16 protein-coding genes, 3 pseudogenes and 1 riboswitch are annotated in these 20,532 nt (G+C 42.5%); of the genes and pseudogenes, 14 read left to right on the top strand and 5 right to left on the bottom strand.

What is annotated here, in order from left to right; genetic code table 11:
• From BB427_RS24020 to BB427_RS24655, 7 genes and pseudogenes are all read left to right on the top strand, one after another.
• A pseudogene (locus tag BB427_RS24020) lies at window positions 1-350 on the top strand (transposase); the annotation flags it as partial.
• 526 nt (window positions 351-876) lie between these two features.
• Window positions 877-1,311, top strand: a complete 435-nt coding sequence (locus tag BB427_RS22455) for a hypothetical protein (RefSeq protein ID WP_069023390.1) — start codon at window positions 877-879, stop codon at window positions 1,309-1,311.
• Between the two features lie 121 nt (window positions 1,312-1,432).
• Window positions 1,433-2,164: pseudogene (locus BB427_RS22450) on the top strand (PhzF family phenazine biosynthesis protein).
• Window positions 2,155-2,294, top strand: a pseudogene (locus BB427_RS24770) (transposase); the annotation flags it as partial. The pseudogenes BB427_RS22450 and BB427_RS24770, both read left to right, overlap by 10 nt.
• A 451-nt stretch (window positions 2,295-2,745) precedes the next feature.
• Window positions 2,746-3,177, top strand: coding sequence for an NUDIX hydrolase (locus BB427_RS22445; RefSeq protein WP_217492920.1), 432 nt, complete (start codon window positions 2,746-2,748; stop codon window positions 3,175-3,177).
• 110 nt (window positions 3,178-3,287) lie between these two features.
• Window positions 3,288-3,578, top strand: coding sequence for a hypothetical protein (locus BB427_RS22440; RefSeq protein ID WP_139119096.1), 291 nt, complete (start codon window positions 3,288-3,290; stop codon window positions 3,576-3,578).
• A 55-nt stretch (window positions 3,579-3,633) separates the two neighbouring features.
• Entirely contained in the window at window positions 3,634-3,981 is a 348-nt protein-coding gene (locus BB427_RS24655) for a zinc ribbon domain-containing protein (RefSeq protein ID WP_217492919.1), read from the top strand.
• A 371-nt stretch (window positions 3,982-4,352) separates the two neighbouring features.
• Here the strand turns inward: BB427_RS24655 and BB427_RS22430 are convergent, their stop codons facing one another.
• From BB427_RS22430 to BB427_RS22415, 4 genes are all read right to left on the bottom strand, one after another.
• Complete coding sequence (locus tag BB427_RS22430; protein WP_010371911.1) at window positions 4,353-4,904, bottom strand: DUF4136 domain-containing protein; 552 nt, start codon at window positions 4,902-4,904, stop codon at window positions 4,353-4,355.
• A gap of 107 nt (window positions 4,905-5,011) precedes the next feature.
• Window positions 5,012-7,789, bottom strand: coding sequence for an ATPase (locus BB427_RS22425; protein ID WP_069023384.1), 2,778 nt, complete (start codon window positions 7,787-7,789; stop codon window positions 5,012-5,014).
• A complete protein-coding gene (locus BB427_RS22420) occupies window positions 7,786-8,334 on the bottom strand; it encodes a condensin complex protein MksE (protein ID WP_010371906.1) in 549 nt (182 codons plus the stop codon). The genes BB427_RS22425 and BB427_RS22420 overlap by 4 nt, the downstream gene beginning before the upstream one ends.
• A gap of 4 nt (window positions 8,335-8,338) precedes the next feature.
• Window positions 8,339-9,583 (bottom strand): hypothetical protein, encoded by a 1,245-nt coding sequence (locus BB427_RS22415; RefSeq protein ID WP_010604512.1) that lies wholly within the window; start codon window positions 9,581-9,583, stop codon window positions 8,339-8,341.
• Window positions 9,584-9,739: 156 nt separating this feature from the next.
• Here BB427_RS22415 and nhaD point away from each other — a divergent pair, with 156 nt between their 5' ends.
• The 4 genes from nhaD (at window position 9,740) to BB427_RS22395 (ending at window position 14,796) form a co-directional block, all read left to right on the top strand.
• On the top strand, window positions 9,740-10,987 hold the full coding sequence (gene nhaD / locus BB427_RS22410; protein WP_010371900.1) for a sodium:proton antiporter NhaD: 1,248 nt from the start codon (window positions 9,740-9,742) through the stop codon (window positions 10,985-10,987).
• Between the two features lie 145 nt (window positions 10,988-11,132).
• A riboswitch (Lysine riboswitch) is annotated at window positions 11,133-11,303 on the top strand.
• An 88-nt stretch (window positions 11,304-11,391) separates the two neighbouring features.
• Window positions 11,392-12,738 carry a lysine-sensitive aspartokinase 3 gene (lysC, locus tag BB427_RS22405; protein ID WP_017219273.1) on the top strand — a complete coding sequence of 449 codons (1,347 nt, stop codon included), beginning with the start codon at window positions 11,392-11,394 and terminating at the stop codon, window positions 12,736-12,738.
• 122 nt (window positions 12,739-12,860) lie between these two features.
• Window positions 12,861-13,391, top strand: a complete 531-nt coding sequence (locus tag BB427_RS22400) for a DUF924 family protein (protein ID WP_010604514.1) — start codon at window positions 12,861-12,863, stop codon at window positions 13,389-13,391.
• Window positions 13,392-13,470: 79 nt separating this feature from the next.
• The gene (locus BB427_RS22395) at window positions 13,471-14,796 is read left to right on the top strand and encodes a sodium-dependent transporter (protein WP_069023383.1); all 1,326 of its coding nucleotides are present in this window, start codon (window positions 13,471-13,473) and stop codon (window positions 14,794-14,796) included.
• Between the two features lie 61 nt (window positions 14,797-14,857).
• Here the strand turns inward: BB427_RS22395 and BB427_RS22390 are convergent, their stop codons facing one another.
• Entirely contained in the window at window positions 14,858-15,658 is an 801-nt protein-coding gene (locus tag BB427_RS22390) for a DUF2989 domain-containing protein (protein WP_069023381.1), read from the bottom strand.
• Window positions 15,659-15,846: 188 nt separating this feature from the next.
• Here BB427_RS22390 and BB427_RS22385 point away from each other — a divergent pair, with 188 nt between their 5' ends.
• From BB427_RS22385 to BB427_RS22375, 3 genes are all read left to right on the top strand, one after another.
• Window positions 15,847-17,292, top strand: a complete 1,446-nt coding sequence (locus BB427_RS22385) for a glyceraldehyde-3-phosphate dehydrogenase (RefSeq protein ID WP_017219277.1) — start codon at window positions 15,847-15,849, stop codon at window positions 17,290-17,292.
• Window positions 17,293-17,537: 245 nt separating this feature from the next.
• Window positions 17,538-18,665, top strand: coding sequence for a M14 family metallopeptidase (locus BB427_RS22380; RefSeq protein WP_017219278.1), 1,128 nt, complete (start codon window positions 17,538-17,540; stop codon window positions 18,663-18,665).
• 148 nt (window positions 18,666-18,813) lie between these two features.
• Window positions 18,814-20,484 (top strand): alanine/glycine:cation symporter family protein, encoded by a 1,671-nt coding sequence (locus BB427_RS22375; protein WP_017219279.1) that lies wholly within the window; start codon window positions 18,814-18,816, stop codon window positions 20,482-20,484.
• The last annotated feature ends 48 nt before the right edge of the window (window positions 20,485-20,532 follow it).

The following is a 20,532-nucleotide window of genomic DNA, read 5'->3' as shown; positions in this document are numbered from 1 at the left end:
GCACCGACCACGCTAAGCTGGGAAAACAACCAAAAAGTCTACTACGCTTTGCTGGCAGCCCACGAAAACATATGCCTAAAGGCCTGCCTTTTGAACTCAAATCCTATATTGAATTGGTTGAACTCACAGGCCAATGTATTCGAGCCGACAAGCGAGGCTATATCTTTGAGTCACAACCCATACTCACTCGATTAAATATAGAACCGGAAAACTGGATAAAACTTACTACGCAGTTTTCTCGGGTATTCCACGGTGCAGTTGGACGCGAGCGAACAATAACCGCTTACTGCGAAACACTGCAAAAACGACGACGGACGAACCTAACAAACTGCGAGCACTTGCTGGCTTAGCAAAACTCACATTCTCAATTCTAGAATTTTCTTACTGATGTATTTGCAGCGCGTTGTCGTGCGTGATAATCCTGTTTTAGTGTAGAGATATGCTTGAGTGCTAAAAAATAACCTATCGATGAACGTTTTTGACCAAAGTGATTGAAGTATTTTTATACTCTTTTACTTCACCTCCTTGGCTTTGATGCTAATAGTGGTGGGTGTCAGCGATTTGTTGTGGTTCAATAAACCCGGACACTATTTTAGGTGGTATCTTAGGAAGGCGCAAATTAGTGGTGGGTGTCAGCGATTCAAGCGCTTTTACGTATGAATAAATTAAAAATGTTATTTTTATCAATAGGTTATTTGTTTTTGATTTGAAATAATAGGTTTGGGAAACGCGCATGCGCATTTTTCCAGATGGTATATTTAGCAGAATGCTGATAAGTTCTTTGCATACTGATAGTTAACTGTGCGCGTTTTCATTGGTCCAACGAGGTAAACGCGCACGCGCACGAATAAAATTTTATATTTCGGGAGATACATAATGGAAGTGGTACTCGAAAATAGAGAAACTGGTACTAGCAAGAAAGAGTACCGTAAAGCGCTTGTCCCGACGTGGATTAAGGTTTTTGGCTGGATATTCATTGTTATGGGGGCTCTAGTCCCGTTTTTCTACCTTACTTCTCTATTTTTTGGATTTTCAGTTTCTTACATGATGTTTGGCCTAGAGTACGAGGGACCGGCATTTGCTCTGATGCCATTGTCGATATCCACCATCATTTTAATAAATGGTATTTGTGCCTATGGCCTACTTTTTGGTAAGGAGTGGGGGTTAAATGCTTGCTTGGTGTTTGGTTACATAGGCCTTTTTATAACTATAGCTACCATGTTTATCGGTTCTGGGTTAGTAATTCGTCTAGAGCCAATCATACAGATCCCATACCTTATTAAACTTCATAAAATCAAGGCGCACCGGTGAAGCGAAATATAACCATACGCAGCCTTCGGCTGCCGGACACTCGCAAGCTCGTGCCGGTGTGCTTAGGCGTTAAATTGCAATCGAGGGGGGAGGGGGAGTTATCAAATTAGAAACATATGATGTGTTTGGTGGTGAGTCGGCTTCTGGTAACCCTTGTGGTATATTAGAGCTTGATAGTTGGCTTTCTGATGAAGATTTACAGAAAATAACTTGTGAAGCAGGACTTCCTGTTACCTCTTTTGTTATCAAAATTAATGGACAGTTTCACATTCGTTGGTTTGCGCTGGGTGGGGAAATTAACCTGTGTGGGCATGATAGCTTAGGGGCTGGTGCTGCAATCATCTCTAAGTACAAACTCGATAGTGTACTTTTCAACAGCAAACACGGAGACGTCTCAATTGCCAAAAAGAATGGTGCGTATACTCTTGAGATGCCTAGCTGGAAAGGTGAAACATGTGTCGTCCCGCCAGAAATAGCGGATTTGGCAGTTGATGCTATTGAGGTATTTTCAACTCGAGACTTAGTTATAGTCTTGCCCTCAAAAGAATCTGTAAGAGATTTTAAGCCTGATGATATGCGCTTTAAACAGCTTGGTAATTACCATGCTTTAATCGTGACTACAGTAAGTGGTTAAAATGGGTACGTATTAAGATATTTTGCGCCCAAAATTGGTATATCTGAAGATCTAGCGACAGGTTCAGCTCAATGCTCTTTAGCTCCATACTGGTTTGATAGGCTTGACTCAGATTCACTTCAGGTATACCAACTTTCGTCGTCAGGTGGCTATTTTGGCGTAAAGCGTATTTTAGGTGCTAATAGTGGTGGGTGTCACTTGTTTTCTATCACTGGATAAAACTTACTACGCAGTTTTCACGGATATTTCACGGTGCTGTTGGTCGAGAGCGAACAATAACTGCTTACTGTGAAACATTGCAAAAACGACGGCCACGAATCTGACAAACTGCGAGCGCTTGTTGGCTTAGCAGAGCAAGCTCTTCAACTCTAAATTTCTAACCGTCGTATTTGCAGCGCCTTGTCGTGCGTGATAATCCTGTTTTAGTGTAGAGATATGCTTGAGTGCTAAAAAAGAACCTATCGATGAACGTTTTTGACCAAAGTGATTGAAGTATTTTTATACTCTTTTACTTCACCTCCTTGGCTTTGATGCTAATAGTGGTGGGTGCCAGCGATTTGTTGTGGTTCAATAAACCCGGACACTATTTTAGGTGGTATCTTAGGAAGGTGCAAATTAGTGGTGGGTGTCAGCGATTCAAGCGCAGTGGTGGGTGTCAGCGATTCAAGCGTGTTCATGCTAGCCTCCGCTGTTTAGTTATTTGACAACCTAATTATAGCTCTGGCTTTTAGCTAACCCACGAAAATGCGGAGGCTAGCACCTTGTGGGGAGTCAATTATGTCTATATGTGCGGAAATTCTGTGAAAACAAGACTTCAAAATAGAGAAATTAAAGTTTGCCCGTTGATAATTCGAGAGTCAGGTGATTTTTGCGAGTTGTTACTTTTTAAGCATCCTCAAGCTGATGTTCAATTGGTCAAAGGGACGGTAGAATTAACCGATAAATCATTAGAAAATGCGGCTCTCAGGGAGCTTGAAGAGGAGTCGGGCATATCAAATGTACTAAGTACAGAGTACATGGGTAGTTGGGAAAGCGGGTTTCAAAATCAAGTTTGGCACTTTGTTTTATGTAAGACTTCGGAAAAGTTGCCTGACAGCTGGAGTTTCTATACCCAAGACGATGGCGGACACGAGTTTCAATTCTTCTGGCATAAATTAGGTGAGCCCCTTCATTTCAAATGTCATCAAGTATTTTTTGAAGCTATTAAACAAGTAGAAAGTATGCAAGTATAACAAACGACTATGGCGTCAATAGCTATTTTGGCTGGTTTCGCTCTGCTTCACATTGTAGCCAACCAAATTTTGCCTTTTAACTGAGGCGTTATATGAACTTTGAGGTCTGAGTGTTCTTACCAGTCAGTGTTTATAAAAAGACATTACGTCTAATAGGTATTTTATTAATATGTGCAGGGGTGATCTTGGGTTACTTAGCTTTTGATGCATTATTTGACCCTAGTGTAGCTATTAATCTAAATGGTGTAGAAAGGAATGATGCTGAAGCCAAAATGTTCAGTTTTATTTTACCTTTAGTCTTAATATTCGTTGGGTCAGCACTTTGTATTTCAAAAGGTGAAAATTTAACGAATCTACATAAAATCAGAGAAACATTTTGGTCTGTTTTTCACGGTAAATAGTTCATATAACAAGCGCCTAAACCAAAGGGTGCGAAATAGCGCTTGGGAGTTTACAGTGAAGAATAAATGGGAGTGCATAGCGTGTGGCTCTAAAAATAAGAGTCCAGAGCTGGTATGTGGTAACTGTGGTGTAGCTAATGAAAAGCTTTCTTCTGAGCGCAAAGCAGCAGGTGTATTGAATAAGATGGGAAGTACAAATAAGTTTAAATTTGAGTGTGTTAAGTGCCAACATACGGAATTTGAGGTGGGTGAACTCCGAGGCAAAGGAGGGTTGTTTTCTTCAATTTTTCAATTCAATAATAAACGCTTTTACCATATTAGCTGCAAGTCTTGTGGTTACAGCGAGTTCTACAAGCGGGACTTAAGCAGTAGAGAAAAGGCCATAGATCTATTCACAGGATAGCGCGCCATAACAAGGCAAATTAAAAGTGCGGACAAAAATCAGTTGGCTTGGTTCGCTGTGCTCACTCGTTTAGCCAAGCATTATTAGTCCATTATTTGGTCGTTCGCCATATACATATCGTTCTTAATTTCACAAAGTAGAGCAAAAGTCCTAACTCGGAAATGTCCCAATACAAGTTGGCTGAGCATCCGTTATCACAATAGGATTTAAAATATAACGTTGCGTTGAACGGCTGAGTTTGGCATTTATGCGAAAGTCGGATTTGATTAAGCCCTGACAGATAAAGTTCAGACTTATTCACCTTAAGATTGTTCACCTTCAGAATAAAGATGAGGAATTCGGATCAAGCCAAGGCTTGATCCGGTTTTCGCCTAGTGTTGTGGCTGTGGGGGAAAGTTAGCCAGCAACTCCGAAATGGTTTTGTTAATTGACGCTGTTCTTTGATCAGGTGATTGGTTGCTACGTAAGCGACCTTCTTTTGCACCACGCCAAACTAGCTGATTAGACGCTTTGTCTATCATATCGAGTACTAGCGTGCCCACTTCATATTCACGTGTTGTGGTCTGTGTTTGCCAACCAATACCCCAGTAGTTCCAACGCGCACCATACGTGGTGTGAAGTGAGTCAGATTCAATTTTTGTATCAACTGATGCGTGATAGTTAACCAGTAAGTCGGCCGATTGCGGATCGGTGAGGGTGAAACCTTGTTTGCTCATTTCGTTTTGAATTGCACTGCGGATCCGCTTTTCCATTAAGTCATTGACCTGGTATTCACGACCATTATTTTTTAGGTCAGCTTCGGGTGACCAAGCATAGGTTTTGTAGTTAGCGAATTGTACAGACTTATCATAATCCCAATCAGGGGTTTTGGCGCAGGCCGCTAACATCAGCACCAAAGTGGCGATAACAATATTCTTAAACATGTGTCTTTACTCCTTAGTCGGATGTTTGCTCTACCTTAACGTGTTAAGGCGTTAAATGGTAGAGACAAGCATCCTTTAATAATTGTGTCTAAGACATTAACTTGGGATTAATGTTCCACTTCTATCCAGTCTTTTTCATCCACCCAGTTTTGGCTACCTTGTGCGACACTGCGGATCGGCACCAAGTAGTCACAGCTGATCTGTGGTTTCACCGATGCAAAAATTGGTACAAACCCAAAGCTTAGTGCGGTTTCGATAATAGCCTTTTGGTTTTGTGGGTCGATATCTGCGGCTTCATCGATGTAAATTGGGATACGATACATTGCTTGCTCTTGATCAGATAGCAGATAGCGGATAAATAGCATGCCACATAAAAGCTTGATAGTGATCCGCGTACCGTTAGAGCCAGCCGAGTCAATTTTATCAAAGTGCTCAGTGTCACCTGCGCGGTTGACCACTTCAAAGCGAATGTCGAAGAGATCGGTTAACGTCAATCCCGCTTTATCACTTGCTAGTTTGATGATGTGATCTTTCGCCTCATTGACAGACTTTTCTGAGCTAGGCTGCTCACTAAGTAAGTCTAAGCTTTCGCCTTTTTCATATAAATCTGAAGTGCTGATAATGGTATCTATGCTATCAACTAGCATTTTACGAGGGATGACATTGATTTTGAATGCCTGCAAGTTAGAGATACGATGCTGGCTTATGCCTTTGTTGAAGCTGTTCATCTCTCGGCGTAAGCGGTCTAAGTCTTGACGCAGTCCTTTAATGGTTGCGGCCACTTCAGTGAGTGCCACTCGTGCTTGTTTATCGACGGCATCTCGTTCGTTATCTAAGTTATGATACGCACTGATCAGCTTTTGATACTTAATAGTAACGTCTGACTCGTTTTCAAACTTAGTGATCCCAGCATTGTAGATATGCAAGTAGGTATTACGCACATTAACGTCTAAGTTTCTAAGCTCATTACAATCTTTATTAAATTGGTGGACCACTTCTGAGAGGTTATCAAAATCTAGGTTAATTTCGATTTCGTACGGTGCCAGCTTACCCGAATATAGGTCTAGTGTGTGGTCGATACGTTCTGACTTCACTTGCTTTAGGCGATCGGCTTGGCGCACCAACAAGTCTTGCTTGCTTTTAATGATAGAGCGGCGGTCTGAAATCGAACCAGCATTACGTTGAATATCGTGTAAATACTCGTCAACTTGTTCTCGTTCCATCTCTAGTTGCTCTTTTAGTGCTTGTTGGGCATCGACCGATTGCAACATGGTTTGATATTGCTCAAAGCGCTTCATGGCCGCTTCTGTTGCCATGAGTTCATCATAAAGCGCATCACGCTCTTTTTGCTTTTCAGCGACGTTTGCGGCTACTTCACGCTGCTGTTTTAAGTCGTTAAGCGACTGTTGTAGTGACTCCAGCTGTGCTTGCAATTGGGCTTTGTTCTCACCGCTTTGCATTTGTACTGGACTTAGTTTTTTCAACTTAACGGTAGCACCAGGCACCTTAAGCTCACCACCTTGAACTGACTTAGATAGCGACTCTAAAAATGCGCCAAAGGCATCTTCGTCGGTGATATCAATTTCACCTTGAGAAGTGGTTGAAAACGATAATAAATCTGGGTTCAAGATCCGTGAGATTTCTTCCACTTCTTTTAAGGAAAGATCTTCACGCATACGAGTAAACAGGTTGAACTCAAGGTTCTTGAGTTGCAGTTTTAAACTCTTAATCTGCTTTTGTGTTTCGTTGATGCGAAAATCAAGGGTATGGAGACTTTGCCCCTGTGCACTATTAATAGAGAAGGAAAGTTGCTCATATTCCTTTTTCAACAGCGTTAAATTGGTTTTAAGCGTTGCATGATTAGTCAGTTCAAATTCACGCTTTAACGCGTGGAAATCGGTAAACCATTGCTCTATTTGGGTTTGCTTACGCTCGATATCGCGAGACTGTTGGACGTACAGCTGCTGTTTAGACTCAAATTCGCGCTTTTCGGCTTCGATGTCTTCTAGCTGTGTTGCCAGCTCTGCAAATTGCTCGTTGTGATAGTTATCATATTCAACCAAAGCTAAATCGAGTTTCGGTGCGTAAGCCGCCAGTTTACCTTTTAATACCGCTTCATTTTCAAGCATTTTCTCAAGGGCTGAAATTGGCTCTTGCATCGACTCCAGCGCATTTAGCTCACGGCGAGCGCGGTTGACCTTATCGAAAGCGCGACGCCAGACTTCATAAAAGTCGACTTTCGAGTTCGACATATGGCGTTCGAACACCTTGAGCATAAAGCGCTTTACGTCCTGTGCGCCGAGTTTATGCAGATTAAGAATACGACGGAATATTTCTTTGTATACAGGCGCATCTTGGACATTATTCAGTGGGATCATCTTCAGGTTGATATCACCATCAAATGGGGTGGCGCCACCTGTGAGCAAGGCATTAAGCTCTTGTGCTTTTAGCTCTACAGGTTTGAGTTGTTTTTCCTGTAAGTGATTAAATAGCTTAGTGTACTTGATGATACTTTTACCTTGGGTGTAATCATCAAGATTCAGTTTGCCTTGATAGCAAAAAAACTGGTGCGCGTAACCGGCTATTTTCCCCAGTCCTGCAACGCCAATGACCACATCGCCGTGGGGGAGGTTGGCCTCCAGCAATATATAGGATTGATCCGAAGAAAAGTAGAACTTACGCGTTTCTTCTAAATCGTGACCATCCCATTCAGTCAGTCTTAAATCGTTGATAAGTGGAAACTGCAGCGCATTGATCACCGAGCTTTTACCGGTGTTATTCGGAGCGCAGATTGACGCGCTTTTATCCAGAGGAATGACACATTTAGCGTATCCGGCGGTATTTAATAATGCTAGTTTACTTAAGCCGTACAACTGCTCGCTCATAGCTCGTCCTCAATATCATATTGTTCTTCGTTTACTTCCATTAGCGCGTCAATGTAGCGATAAATCGGTGCAAGTAGCATAAAGCCTTGCTCAACCTCACGGGCTAGACCCAGTCTCACCATACGTAAAAACACGTCTTTTCTGAGATCTGAGCCCGAAAAAATCTCCAACTGGTCAAAAAGATGCTTATTGAGCTGCACTATGGTTTGCATTAGCTCTAAATCGCAGCTTTCATCAAATAGTACGCGAAGCGGATCTTTACCTTGGTTGGCATAGTGTTCAATCAAAATATAAATGGTTAGGGCAATCGCACGGGAGATTTTCCCCATATTTGGCGTGCTTTCATCGCTTGCCAAATAGTAAAAGCCACGGGCATCGTGCTGTAAATCATGGCCTAAGGCTGAAAATAGCGCTTGATAGCTATCAATTTGCTGATCTAATTCTTGCCAAAGGGTAGTGTCTTGCTCACTGATATGATACCCGCTCACCAGTTTTTTATTAATGGCTTGGAGTTCATTAAGCATGTCTAAGTTAATTGTCGTCATAATGCTAATCTTGTTTTGCTTTGGCACTAAATGGATATAAAGAGAAGGTATGCGATGCGATAGTGATCTTACTCTTTTGTTGTTCTTGGCTAAGTGCCAAGTCAGATTCGTTGATCAGCTTTTGATAAAGAAACAGCATTTCGTCTGCTTCGAGATCTGGGTAGCTATCGCTTAAAAAGCCCAATAGTGCCTGGCGCTTTTTACCGGTTTGTTGAAATCTCGTTTTTACCGAGTTGTAATCTGGAATGTTAGGGCTTTGATAAGCTGGCACATCGTCGTGATCGGGCAGCTGATATTCTTCATGCTCAAACTCAACGAGACTTGCCATATAAGCGACCATGTGACGCTTTTGCCCGAGGTTAAAACGTTGAATGTCTGACACAAATTCAGGTTGAACTGGTGAGAGTAAACGGTCAACGCCGCGCTTTCTAATTTGTCCAAGGACTTTAGAGGCTTGGCGTGTAATGAGTGTATTGCGGCGTAGCTCTTCTCGTAACGGCATAAGTAGGTCGGCGCTGCGGCTTAGACTTTCTCTACCAATGAGGTGCATATCTAAAATGCGTGTTCTGAGCTGCTCCAGCATACGTTTGTCTGCAGCGCCACGACCTAATTGTTCAATTTCGTCAATTTGTTCACTGACCTGAAGCTCTATTTGATCAAAGCAACGTTGGAAAGGGCCATGAATATCGACCATTTCCAGCATAGGTTCGATATATTCGTCAAACGCTTCCAATACCGCTTTATATCTCATGCCAAGAGACAGCGTTGAGGTGTCAGACTTTGCTTGTTCAACCAAGTTCATGATAGCGCTTTCGTTATGCTCGAACAGCTTAACAATTTTACGAACTCGTTCGTCCATAATGCGGCTAAAACGGCGTAGCTCAGAGTAGTCCGCCTCTTCACCAGCTTGTGCGATGCGATTACCTAATCTTTCTAAGTCTTTTACCAGCACCGTGATCTCTTCCGCTAAACCAAGACTCTCTTCTTGTAAAAGAAAGCTGGCGAAGTCAGCGATTGCACGGTTGATTTCTAACTGTGAAGATTTAGCTAAAGGGATAATAATTTCTTGTTGGAGTAATCGATTGGTTTCTTTATAAATTCGTTCACTCGACCAGCTAGGGTTTTTCTGTTTTAGGATGTTTTGTACATCTTTTAGACTGAAATCTGCGAGCTTAAATCGTTTAAAAAGTAGCTCGAGTACGCTCCAGTGTTCATTTATCGTATTTAATAATTTTTTTGCTGGGATCATAACTTTCCAGTGTGTAGTAGCTAAGTTACATCGCTACTTCATCAATTTGTCACAAAATGTTTATCGTACGTAGCATGGGGACTGTGATGGTGCTAGAATCCGCCGCGAAAACGAACCCACCCCTTGTTACATTTAATTACAGGTTGTTTACGCATTATGGTCACGCCCATTATTCTAACCCTGATCGCCATCGCTTTTATACTCATCGTTATAGAAGATATTATTCACGTAAACAAGGCCAAAACAACGCTTTTTTTTGGTACTTTATGTTGGATTATCGCCTTTATCTCTCCAATTCATGGTCAAAGCCCAGAAATTGTACAAATTGAGCTAGACCATAACATTTTGGAAATCGCGACACTTTGGCTGTTCTTAATGGCTGCCATGACGTTTGTGGCCTACTTGAACTCAAAAGGGTTTATCCAAAATATTGTTCACCGGATCATGCCAACCCATATTAGCGAACGCAAGCTAATGTTTTTGGTCGGTGCTTTTGCATTCGTATTTTCGTCAATATCGGATAACATCACCGCGACGCTTATTTCATTAGCTGTAGTCATGTCTTTGAAATTAGACCCGAAAAAGCTAATTAGATATGCGACGTTAATCATCTTCAGTGTTAACTCCGGTGGGGTATCATTGATCACCGGTGATGTAACCACCTTGATGATATTTCTAGCCGATAAAGTGACTATCCCTGATCTGCTTTTACTAATTGCCCCTTCTATTTTTAGCGTATTTATCTTAGCTGCGATGCTATCAATCGGCATGAATGATAAGATCACCTTTGAAAAGGCTGAATTACGCAGAATTGAAAAGACTGATATCACCATTGCACTCATCTTCTTATCAACCATTTTTGCTACGTTATTCTTAAGCGTGCAATACCACGTACCGCCGATGCTAACTTTCTTATTTGGCTTGTCTTTGATGTTCTTAATGGCGCAATTCTTGATGCGCAAGAAAGACGTTAATAAGAAAATCATCGACTATATCCGTGAAATTGAATACGACACCTTATTGTTCTTTGTGGGTGTGCTGTTATTAGTTGGTGCGTTGAAAGAGGTCGGTGTACTGTCTAAGTTTACCGATTTATATCTGCATCTTGCACCGGAGTACGCAAATTACTTGGTCGGTTTAATGAGTGCGGCGGTAGATAACGTGCCGTTGACGGCTGCGCTATTAAAAGCAGACATTACGATGACTCCAGCGCAATGGCTAACCTTTACTTATGCGACTGGCGTTGGTGGCTCTATGCTTATCATTGGTTCTGCAGCAGGGATCATTGCAATGAGTAAGGTTAAAGCCTTAACTTTCTCAAGCTATCTTAAAATGAGTATCTACCTGCTTATCGCATATACCATTGGATATAGTGGTGCGTATTTCGCGGGTCAGCTTATTTAAGACCAATGGATTTAATTTTTTACCGCTTTGGGATAAGTTTTTCATAAATAACTTGACACCTAGACGGCTAAAAGATAATTTTCTTACATCGCCCGCATTGATTGCGGGCTTTTATTTTGCTTTTATTCAGATTAACAAAGGCAAAATAAACAGAAGAGGCGCGATGCTTAGGTAGTTAGTGTGAGGTGACGAGACCAATGACCACTAGTGAGGGAAGTATTCGCCGAGGAGAAAAGTTGCTCGTCGCAACGATTCTTCGGTTTACGAGGCTGAATCCTCGGAACTGTCACCGTATTGGTGGAGAGCTTCTGGCAAAGGTCATTTCAAGCGTTCGTCTTTCTAGAAATCCCATGCCGAGTTCTCCTTATAAAATTTGACTGTGCCAACAGTCGAGAGGAGAGAAAATGAATTCGCAGTATGTTGTAGCCAAATTTGGCGGTACCAGTGTCGCTGACTTTGAAGCTATGTCTCGTTGTGCCCACATTGTTCGTGACAACCCAAATGTTCGAGTGGTCGTTGTGAGTGCATGTGCTGGCGTAACCAATCACCTGGTGACGCTAACCCAACAAAAGGAAGATGAAGCCGGGCGCAAAGCAGTTGTTGCAGCGGTTGAAAACATACAGCAAGCGATTATCGATCAAGTGTCTTTGGATGCTGATCTTGCAGAGGGTTACAAGCAAACTTTCAGTGAATTTGAAAGCCTTGCGAGTTTACCAGCACTTAGCAGACAGCAATGCGATGAAATGTTGAGCTTTGGCGAGCGTTTTTCTTCTTATTTGTTTACCCAAATACTACGGAATAATCAGGTTCAGGCGTCGCGCTTTGATGTGCGTAAAGTGCTTAAAACAGATAACCAGTTTGGAAAAGCGAATCCAAATGTTGCAGCTACGCGTGAAGCTGCGCAAACCAATTTGGTCGCGCTACTTGGCGACACAGTGCAGGTGACGCAAGGGTTTATTGGTAGTGACCAATACGGCCAGACGACCACGCTTGGCCGTGGCGGTTCTGATTATAGTGCTGCATTGTTAGCAGAGGCAATTGACGCGTCAAGTGTGCATATTTGGACCGATGTTGTTGGTATTTTCAGTACCGATCCGCGTTTGTGTGTAAAGGCTAGACCTATTCCTCGTTTGAGTTTTGATGAAGCGGCCGAAATGGCGACATTTGGTGCCAAGGTGTTACATCCCGCAACTATATTGCCAGCGAGTCGTAAAGGTATTTCAGTATTTGTTGGTTCAAGCCGTGATCCGCAAGCGGGTGGCACTTGGATTGAAAAAGAGAAAACGGCGCAAGCAGGCATTCGCGCAGTGACACAACGTAAAAACCAAATACTATTGACGCTAAAGAGCCCTGAAATGCTTCTTGCAAGCGGCTTTTTGGCTCGTATCTTCACCATTTTAAGTAATTACAATATATCGGTTGACTTGGTAACGACTTCGGAAATTAGTGTCGCGCTTACGCTAGATAATGCGCCGAATGCTTCTCGACCAGAGTTAGAACAAGCTTGTTTGGACGAACTTGGCGAGTTTTGTCATGTGACCGTTGAAAATAATCTTACTTTGGTGGCCATGATAGGTTCTGAGATCCAGTTGAAGAAGTGCCAACTTAACCTGATGGATGTGTTGTCAGAGTTTAATATTCGATTGATATGCCATGGTGCGAGCAAGCACAATCTGTGCTTTTTAGTTGAGCAGCAGGAGTCAGATCAGGTCGTGCAGTCAATTCATGCTAAATTACTAGAGGTTGCGTAAGTGAATTTATTGTTTTTTGGGAACTAATAAAAAAGTTGCATTATTGAATAATGGATGGCACTTTGTTTATAACGGTTAGGGTCTGCTGACCATCAAGTTTGTTTTTCCCTAGGAGTGCCATCATGAATTATAAAGACGTCTACGAATTCTGGTTTGTTGAATGCACTGAATCAGATTGGTGGAAGAAGTCTGCGGACTTTGATCGCATAATAAAAAATCGCTTCGGTATTTTGCACCAAATGGCGCACCAAGGTGAGCTTTCGAGCTGGAGAGCAACACCACTTGGCGCGCTGTGCGAAATCATTATCTTAGATCAGTTTTCACGCAATATATTCAGAGACACTCCAGAGGCGTTTGCCAGTGATCCTTTGGCGCTGAGCCTCACCCAACACGCTATCGAAAAGGGCTATCACCGCCAGCTCAACGATACTGAATTGATGTTTTTATACCTACCTATGATGCATAGCGAAAGTCGCATCATCCATCGTGCCGCTGATCATTATTTTCGCGACCTGCCCAATTATGATTTTGAAGTCGCGCATAAAAAAATTATCGATAGATTTGGCCGTTATCCCCATCGAAATGAAATACTCAATCGCGATTCAACAGAAGAAGAAATGGACTTTCTAGAGACGCCCAACTCGAGTTTCTGAGGCACGGCTAGAACCTCTCGCATTTTTAGCGGAAGTACGTATAATCGGCCGTCTACAAAAATAATGATTGATTACAGACATGGCTCATACGCGCGATGGATTTCAAAGCCGACTTGGCTTTGTGTTAGCAGCAGCTGGTGCGGCTGTTGGACTTGGTAACATTTGGGGATTTCCCACACAAGCTGCAAACCACGGTGGCGGTGCATTTTTACTGGTTTATTTTGCGGTAATTTTCTTACTCGCATTACCTGCACTTTACACAGAATTGTACTTAGGCCATCAGGCACAAGCAAACCCAGTTAAAGCACTTAAGACAGCCTGGCGTGAAGGTAATCCGAAAATAGGAGCCGCGGCAGGGTATATCGGCCTTGCTGGTGCTATCGTGATGCTCAGCTTTTACTCCATTGTGGCTGGATGGATGCTGTCTCATGCACTTGATCCTCTTGCGCAAATGGCTGAATTAGATACCGCACATCAGTTTCTTAGCGGTGACTCAATGCTGAGAAACTTTATCTTTACGCCACTTATGTTAATTTTGACTGCGAGCATTATTCTCAAAGGCGTAAAATCAGGCATAGAAGCTTGGTCGCGCAGACTTATGCCATTGTTACTGGTATTATTGCTTTGCCTTATTGGTTATATGGCGACGTTAGACGGCGCAGCAGAAGGGTTTAGAACGTATTTAGTTCCGGACTTTTCAAAAATTAGCGATCCTGATTTGATCATCGCGGCGATGGGGCAGGCATTCTTTTCGTTGTCGTTGGGTGTGGGCTGCATGATGATTTATGGCTCGTACTTAAAACCGAACGAAAACCTACCTAAGCTTACGTTTAGTGTTGCAATGCTAGACACCAGTGTCGCATTTTTGGCCGGTTTACTTATTATCCCTGCAATATTCGTTGCGCAGCAAAATGGTGTTCAAGTATTTCAAGACGGCAAATTAATCGGTGAAGGCCGGTTGATTTTTGCCATTTTACCCGAGCTATTTGCCAATATGGGGGAAATGGGATTATTAGTTAGCCTGACTTTCTTTGTGCTTATGTCTATTGCGTCGGTAACTTCTACCATTTCTTCAACAGAAATTCCGGTATCTTTCTTGGTTGAAAACCATGGCTTTCAACGTAAACAAGCGACTTGGTTGGTTACGCTAGTTATCTTATTAGCATCGAGCACGATTATTCTAAACTTTGATTGGTTGTTCGAATTGGTGATCAGTCTATTCACGCAATATCAGCTATCATTGATGGGACTGTTCTACTTTATTACTGTTGGCTGGGTTTGGAAGCGCGGTAATCAGCTCCACTTAGAATCTCGTGGTGCACATTACTGGTTTGCTCAGTACGTTAGATTTGTTTGCCCAATCTTAATGACCGCGGTATTTATTAACGTAGCACTGGCAAAGTAGTGAACATTTATTCTCAAAAACGGGAAGCATAGGCTTCCCGTTTTGATTTTTATAACAAGGCTCAGAAATCACGAGGGGAAACGAACTCCCCAGCTTGAATGCTCTCGTAAGTTCGTTGCGCCAATGAATCTAAGTTGGCTAAATCTTTTCCCATTGCAGCCAGTTGGTTTGTCACTGGAATAATATCGATATCTTCAACCCCAGAAAGTTGAGCTACTCTAGCAAAAGTATATGCGTGCTTATACTTTTCGTGTTTGTAGAAAATACTGACTAAAGATGAATAGACTTCTGGGTTAGGGGTATGGCCTCTCTTGTTTAGCTCTAATACGCGGTAGAGAATATCGACGGTTTTATCGTCATCTACTTTGGCGTAAAACTCTGCGAGGAAAAGCTGAATTTCAGGATCGTTTTGAACTCTAGGGTCATCCTGCATGTTCAGTAGCTTGTTCATTGCTGTGCGATCACTGTTACGAGACCAATGATAATAAAGTAAGCCTGGGTGGTTACTGCCTTTTGTTTCATTATAAATACGTGTCATTTCTTTTAATGCAGTGAGATGACCTTCCACTCGTGACGTGGTTTTTTCTTTTAACTTGATGTGCTCAATTTTGGCAGCGCGAGAAACACATAGGTTGTAGCTTTCTAAATTCTGCAACAAGTCATATTTGTTTTCGTCCGTCGGTGACTTGTATTCGTGATAGCGCGCGTAGATTAGCGACGCACGTTCGTCTTTACAGTGACTGTCTTTATTTAAGTCTTCACAAAAACCAGGCGTTTCGCTACACACTTGGTTCAAGGTTAGGGTGTCGTCGCAACCAGCAAGTAGTAACGCTGCAAAAACTAGCGACTTTTTAAACGCCATAGTTTGACCTCAATGATTTTTTATAATTATAGGGGGTTACGCCCGAATAAACAGGGTAGAGCTAATAGTTTACTAGTTTAACGCAATGAATTGTTCGGTAACAGTGGAGAATCACGGCAGTTTAAATTAGAATAGCCGTGCCCATTCGGGCTATCCGTTCAAAGAAAATTGTTTATTAGGCAGAAAAAATGACCTTATCTCACGAGCAAGAATATCAAAACAGCTGGCAAGAGCGTCAAGATTATGCAGAAAGCATGCAACCCCTAATCGGTCGTCTATACCGTAACAAAGGCGTTGAAATCTCTGTATACGGTCGTCCTCTTGTGAGCGCAAGCACCATTGATGTTATCAAAGCACACAAAACAGTAGCACGCTTTGAAGAGCGCAAACTACGTCTTCGTGAAAGCTTTCCATTCTTAGAAGTGATCAGCAAAATGGAATTGGCACCAGGTCGTGTTGACCTTGGTAAGCTAGCTTATGCCTACATTTATAAAAATGCAGGTGAAGGCCGCTCAATCGAAGAGTTTTTAAATGCAGAACTTGCAGAATTACTAAACCAAGGTGCACGTCCAGAACCTCGTGACGTCGTTCTTTATGGTTTTGGTCGCATTGGCCGTTTATTAGCACGCCTACTTATCGAACGTGGCGGCTCTCACGCTGATTTACGCCTACGTGCAATCGTTGTTCGCGGTGGCCGCGATGGTGATCTTGAGAAACGTGCAAGTTTATTGCGCCGTGACTCAATTCATGGTCCTTTCAATGGTTCAATCACAGTAGACCATGAAAAAGGTGCGATTAAAGCAAACGGTAACTACATTCAAGTTATCTACGCAAACTCACCTGAAGAAGTGGATTACACAAAATACGGTATTGAAAACGCACTTATCGTAGATAATACAGGTGTTTGGAAAGATGAAGATGGCTTAGGTAAACACCTTAAGTCAATCGGTGCGTCTAAAGTGTTACTTACAGCGCCAGCTAAAGGCGACATCAAAAACATCGTTTATGGTGTTAACAACTCAGACATTCAATCTGAAGACAAGATTGTGTCTGCAGCAAGCTGTACAACTAACGCAATCACACCGGTATTAAAAGCACTTAACGACAAGTTTGGTATTAAAAATGGTCACGTTGAAACGGTTCACTCTTACACCAATGACCAAAACTTGATCGACAACTACCACAAAGCTGAGCGTCGTGGTCGTAGTGCAGCATTGAACATGGTTATTACTTCAACCGGTGCTGCGAAAGCGGTTGCTAAGGCACTGCCTGAGCTTGCTGGTAAACTAACTGGTAACGCAATCCGTGTACCAACACCAAACGTATCAATGGCAATTCTTAACCTAAATCTAGGTAAAGAAACAACTGCTGAAGAGCTAAATGAATTCCTTCGTGAGTCTTCACTTTACTCTGAGCTACGTGACCAGATTGACTACACTGCATCAACAGAAATCGTGTCTACTGACCTTGTGGGTAGCCGTTATGCAGGTGTGGTTGACTCAAAAGCAACCATCGTTGATGGCGACCGTGTAGTACTTTACGTATGGTACGATAACGAGTTTGGTTACAGCTGTCAGGTTGTACGTGTAATGCAAGACATGGCGGAAGTAAAATTCCCGAGCCTACCTCGCTAACACGAAATTTACGATAAAAAGCCAGCACCAGCTGGCTTTTTTAGTTTTTGAAACAAGTTCGTTGTGGTAGGCTTGCAAAGATAGGTCAGCTACAATTAGCTAACAAAAAGTTACACCTCAACTTTGTGCAAAGACAGGCACAGTATTACCTCTCTTTGAGGTTTAATATAATTCTCGACTCAAGCATAGTTGAGTATGGTAACAGTGTATTTACACAGCAGTTTTTAACTTATTTAGGGAAACCTATGCGCATTACGAGTAATTTCGATAGTGGTAATATAAAGGTGGTAAAAGCAGAATCACCTGCAGATATTCAACTAGAAATCAATAAAGACAATGAGTCTGACTTTTTTCAATGGTTTCACTTTAGACTTGAGTCTACGCCTTTTTTAGAGCACAAAATTCATATCAATCAACTACTAAACTCAGCCTACCCAGAAGGTTGGGATGACTATCATGCGGTTGCATCTTATGATCGTCAAACTTGGTTCCGCGTGCCAACCCGTTATGAGAATGGCACATTAACTATCGATTTTGAGCCTGAATGTGCTCACACCTACTTTGCTTATTTTGCGCCTTATAGTTATGAGCGCCATTTAGACCTAGTCTACTGGGCTCAAGCCCATGATGCGTGCGTTGTAGAGACGCTAGGTCAAACGCTTGATGGCCGTGATATGAGTTTACTCACTATTGGTGAGCCGTCAGATGAGAAGAAAAAGATTTGGATCACGGCGCGCCAGCACCCAGGTGAAACGATGGCAGAATGGTTTGTTGAAGGTTTGCTTCACAAACTATTGGATGACGAAGATCCACATGCCGCTGCACTGTTATCGAAAGCGGTATTTTATGTCGTGCCAAATATGAATCCGGACGGCAGCGTTCGTGGTCATCTTCGCACTAATGCAAAAGGCGTAAACCTTAACCGTGAATGGCAAACGCCAACACTTGAGAACTCACCTGAAGTTTATTATGTATTAAACAAAATGCATGAAACTGGGCTGGATATGTACCTCGATATTCATGGTGACGAAGCACTACCGTATAACTTCGTTGCGGGCAGTGAAGGTATTCCGAGTTATGATGAGCGCCTACAGCGTTTGGAAGAGTCTTTCAAGGCGGCACTGTTAACTATCACACCTGAGTTCCAAGATGAATTTGGTTACGATAAAGATGCACCGGGTGAAGCAAACCTTACGGTAGCATCATGTGCTGTTGGTGAAGCGTTCAAAGCGTTGGCTTATACCGTTGAAATGCCGTTTAAGGATAATGCAAATCTGCCGGATCCTTACTTCGGCTGGTCAGACCGACGTTCATATCAGTTTGGTCAAGACACCTTAGCTGCAATCTTAAATGTGGTTGACGACTTAAGATAAGCTTAAAGACGGGTAATCACCATATTGATTGCCCGTTTATTTTTGTGCGTTTAAAAGAACAACAAAATAATATTTAAAGCAAATTAATATAAAAAATAAGGTAGAACACCTCGACAGGGTGTAATAACAACAATAAAGGGGAATATTCGTGGATGCGTTAGGCAGCTTATTAGATAGCTTAGATGGAATGTTAGGTGGTTCACCTTGGTTCCCGTATGTTCTGTTAGGGGTAGGTTTGTTTTTTACAATCTACTTGAAATTTCCACAGATCAGATATTTCAAACATGCGTGTAAAGTCGTTACTGGTAAATATGATAAAAAAGGCCTAGAAGGCGATACCACACACTTCCAAGCACTCGCAACGGCACTTTCTGGCACAGTTGGTACTGGTAATATTGGTGGGGTGGCGCTGGCAATTTCAATCGGTGGGCCAGCAGCATTATTTTGGATGTGGATGACTGCCTTTTTTGGTATGACAACCAAATTTGTGGAAGTCACACTATCGCATAAATATCGTGTACAAACAGATGATGGCACCATGGCCGGTGGTCCAATGTACTATATGGATCGTCGCCTAAACATGAAATGGTTAGCGGTATTATTTGCAATTGCTACTGTGATTAGCTCATTTGGTACAGGTAGCTTGCCGCAGATCAACAACATTGCTCAAGGCATGGAAGCGACCTTTGGTTTTGCACCGATGGCAACCGGTGCTGTGCTTTCAGTTTTGCTTGCGCTTGTTATACTTGGTGGTATCAAGCGCATTGCTGCTATCACTTCTCGCGTCGTGCCATTAATGGCCGCGATTTATATTCTTGGTTCTTTTGCTGTTATCTTCTACAACGTTGAGAATATCGTTCCTTCTTTCCTTTCTGTATTTACAGATGCTTTCACGGGTTCTGCGGCAGCGGGTGGTTTCTTAGGGGCTTCTTTTGCGTATGCATTTAACCGTGGGGTTAACCGAGGTCTGTTTTCTAACGAAGCGGGTCAAGGTTCAGCACCAATCGCGCACGCCTCGGCAAAAGCCGATGAACCAGTGTCTGAAGGTATGGTTTCCATTCTTGAACCGTTTATTGACACAATCATTATCTGTACCTTGACGGGATTGGTTATTTTGTCATCGGGTGTGTGGACCGAAAAGTTCGAAACCCATTTCGAGCGCTCGTCTATGGTTATCTTAGACGGTAAATATGACGAATCGAATCAACAAGACCGAGATGCATTGTACGCCTACTTGAATGGTAAAAAAGAGCATACTGTCAAACCTTTCAATGGTGAGATTGAAGTTGTACAGGGTAAAGCGGTAACGGAAAACTTTACCGTGATCCACTCGCGTTCTATTGGTGAGCAAGTACGTTTTGGTATTACAGAGCGTCACAAGTACACAGGAACGGTCGAAGTGAAAGACGGCTTGCCAACAGACAATAGCATCAGTGTGATTGGTTACTCTTTAGTGCATTCGGCAGAGCTAACAACCAAAGCATTTACCCGAGGTTATTTGGGCGAAAATGGTAAATACATCGTTTCGATTGGTTTGTTGTTATTCGCGTTTTCTACGGCAATTGCATGGTCATACTATGGTGACCGCGCGATGATTTATCTTCTTGGTAGTCGTTCGGTCATGCCGTATCGCGTATTCTATGTTGCAGGCTTCTTCTGGGCGTCGTTTGCTGATACGACACTAGTGTGGAAGTTGGCTGCCGTGGCCATCGTAGTGATGACGTTACCTAACTTGTTTGGTATTTTACTACTCAGAAAAGAAATGAAATCTTCGGTTAAAGAATACTGGGAAGATTTCAACAAAGAACACAAACAGTGAGCGAATTTTAATTAAAATTATCTTGTCATGTAAGGACAAGAGTTCGCA

Origin of the sequence: Pseudoalteromonas sp. BMB (assembly GCF_001709235.1) — a bacterium.
Classification (GTDB): Bacteria; Pseudomonadota; Gammaproteobacteria; order Enterobacterales; family Alteromonadaceae; genus Pseudoalteromonas; species Pseudoalteromonas maricaloris.
The sequence above is the reverse complement of the archived record's forward strand: the minus strand, read 5'-3'. Positions and strand labels throughout refer to the sequence as shown.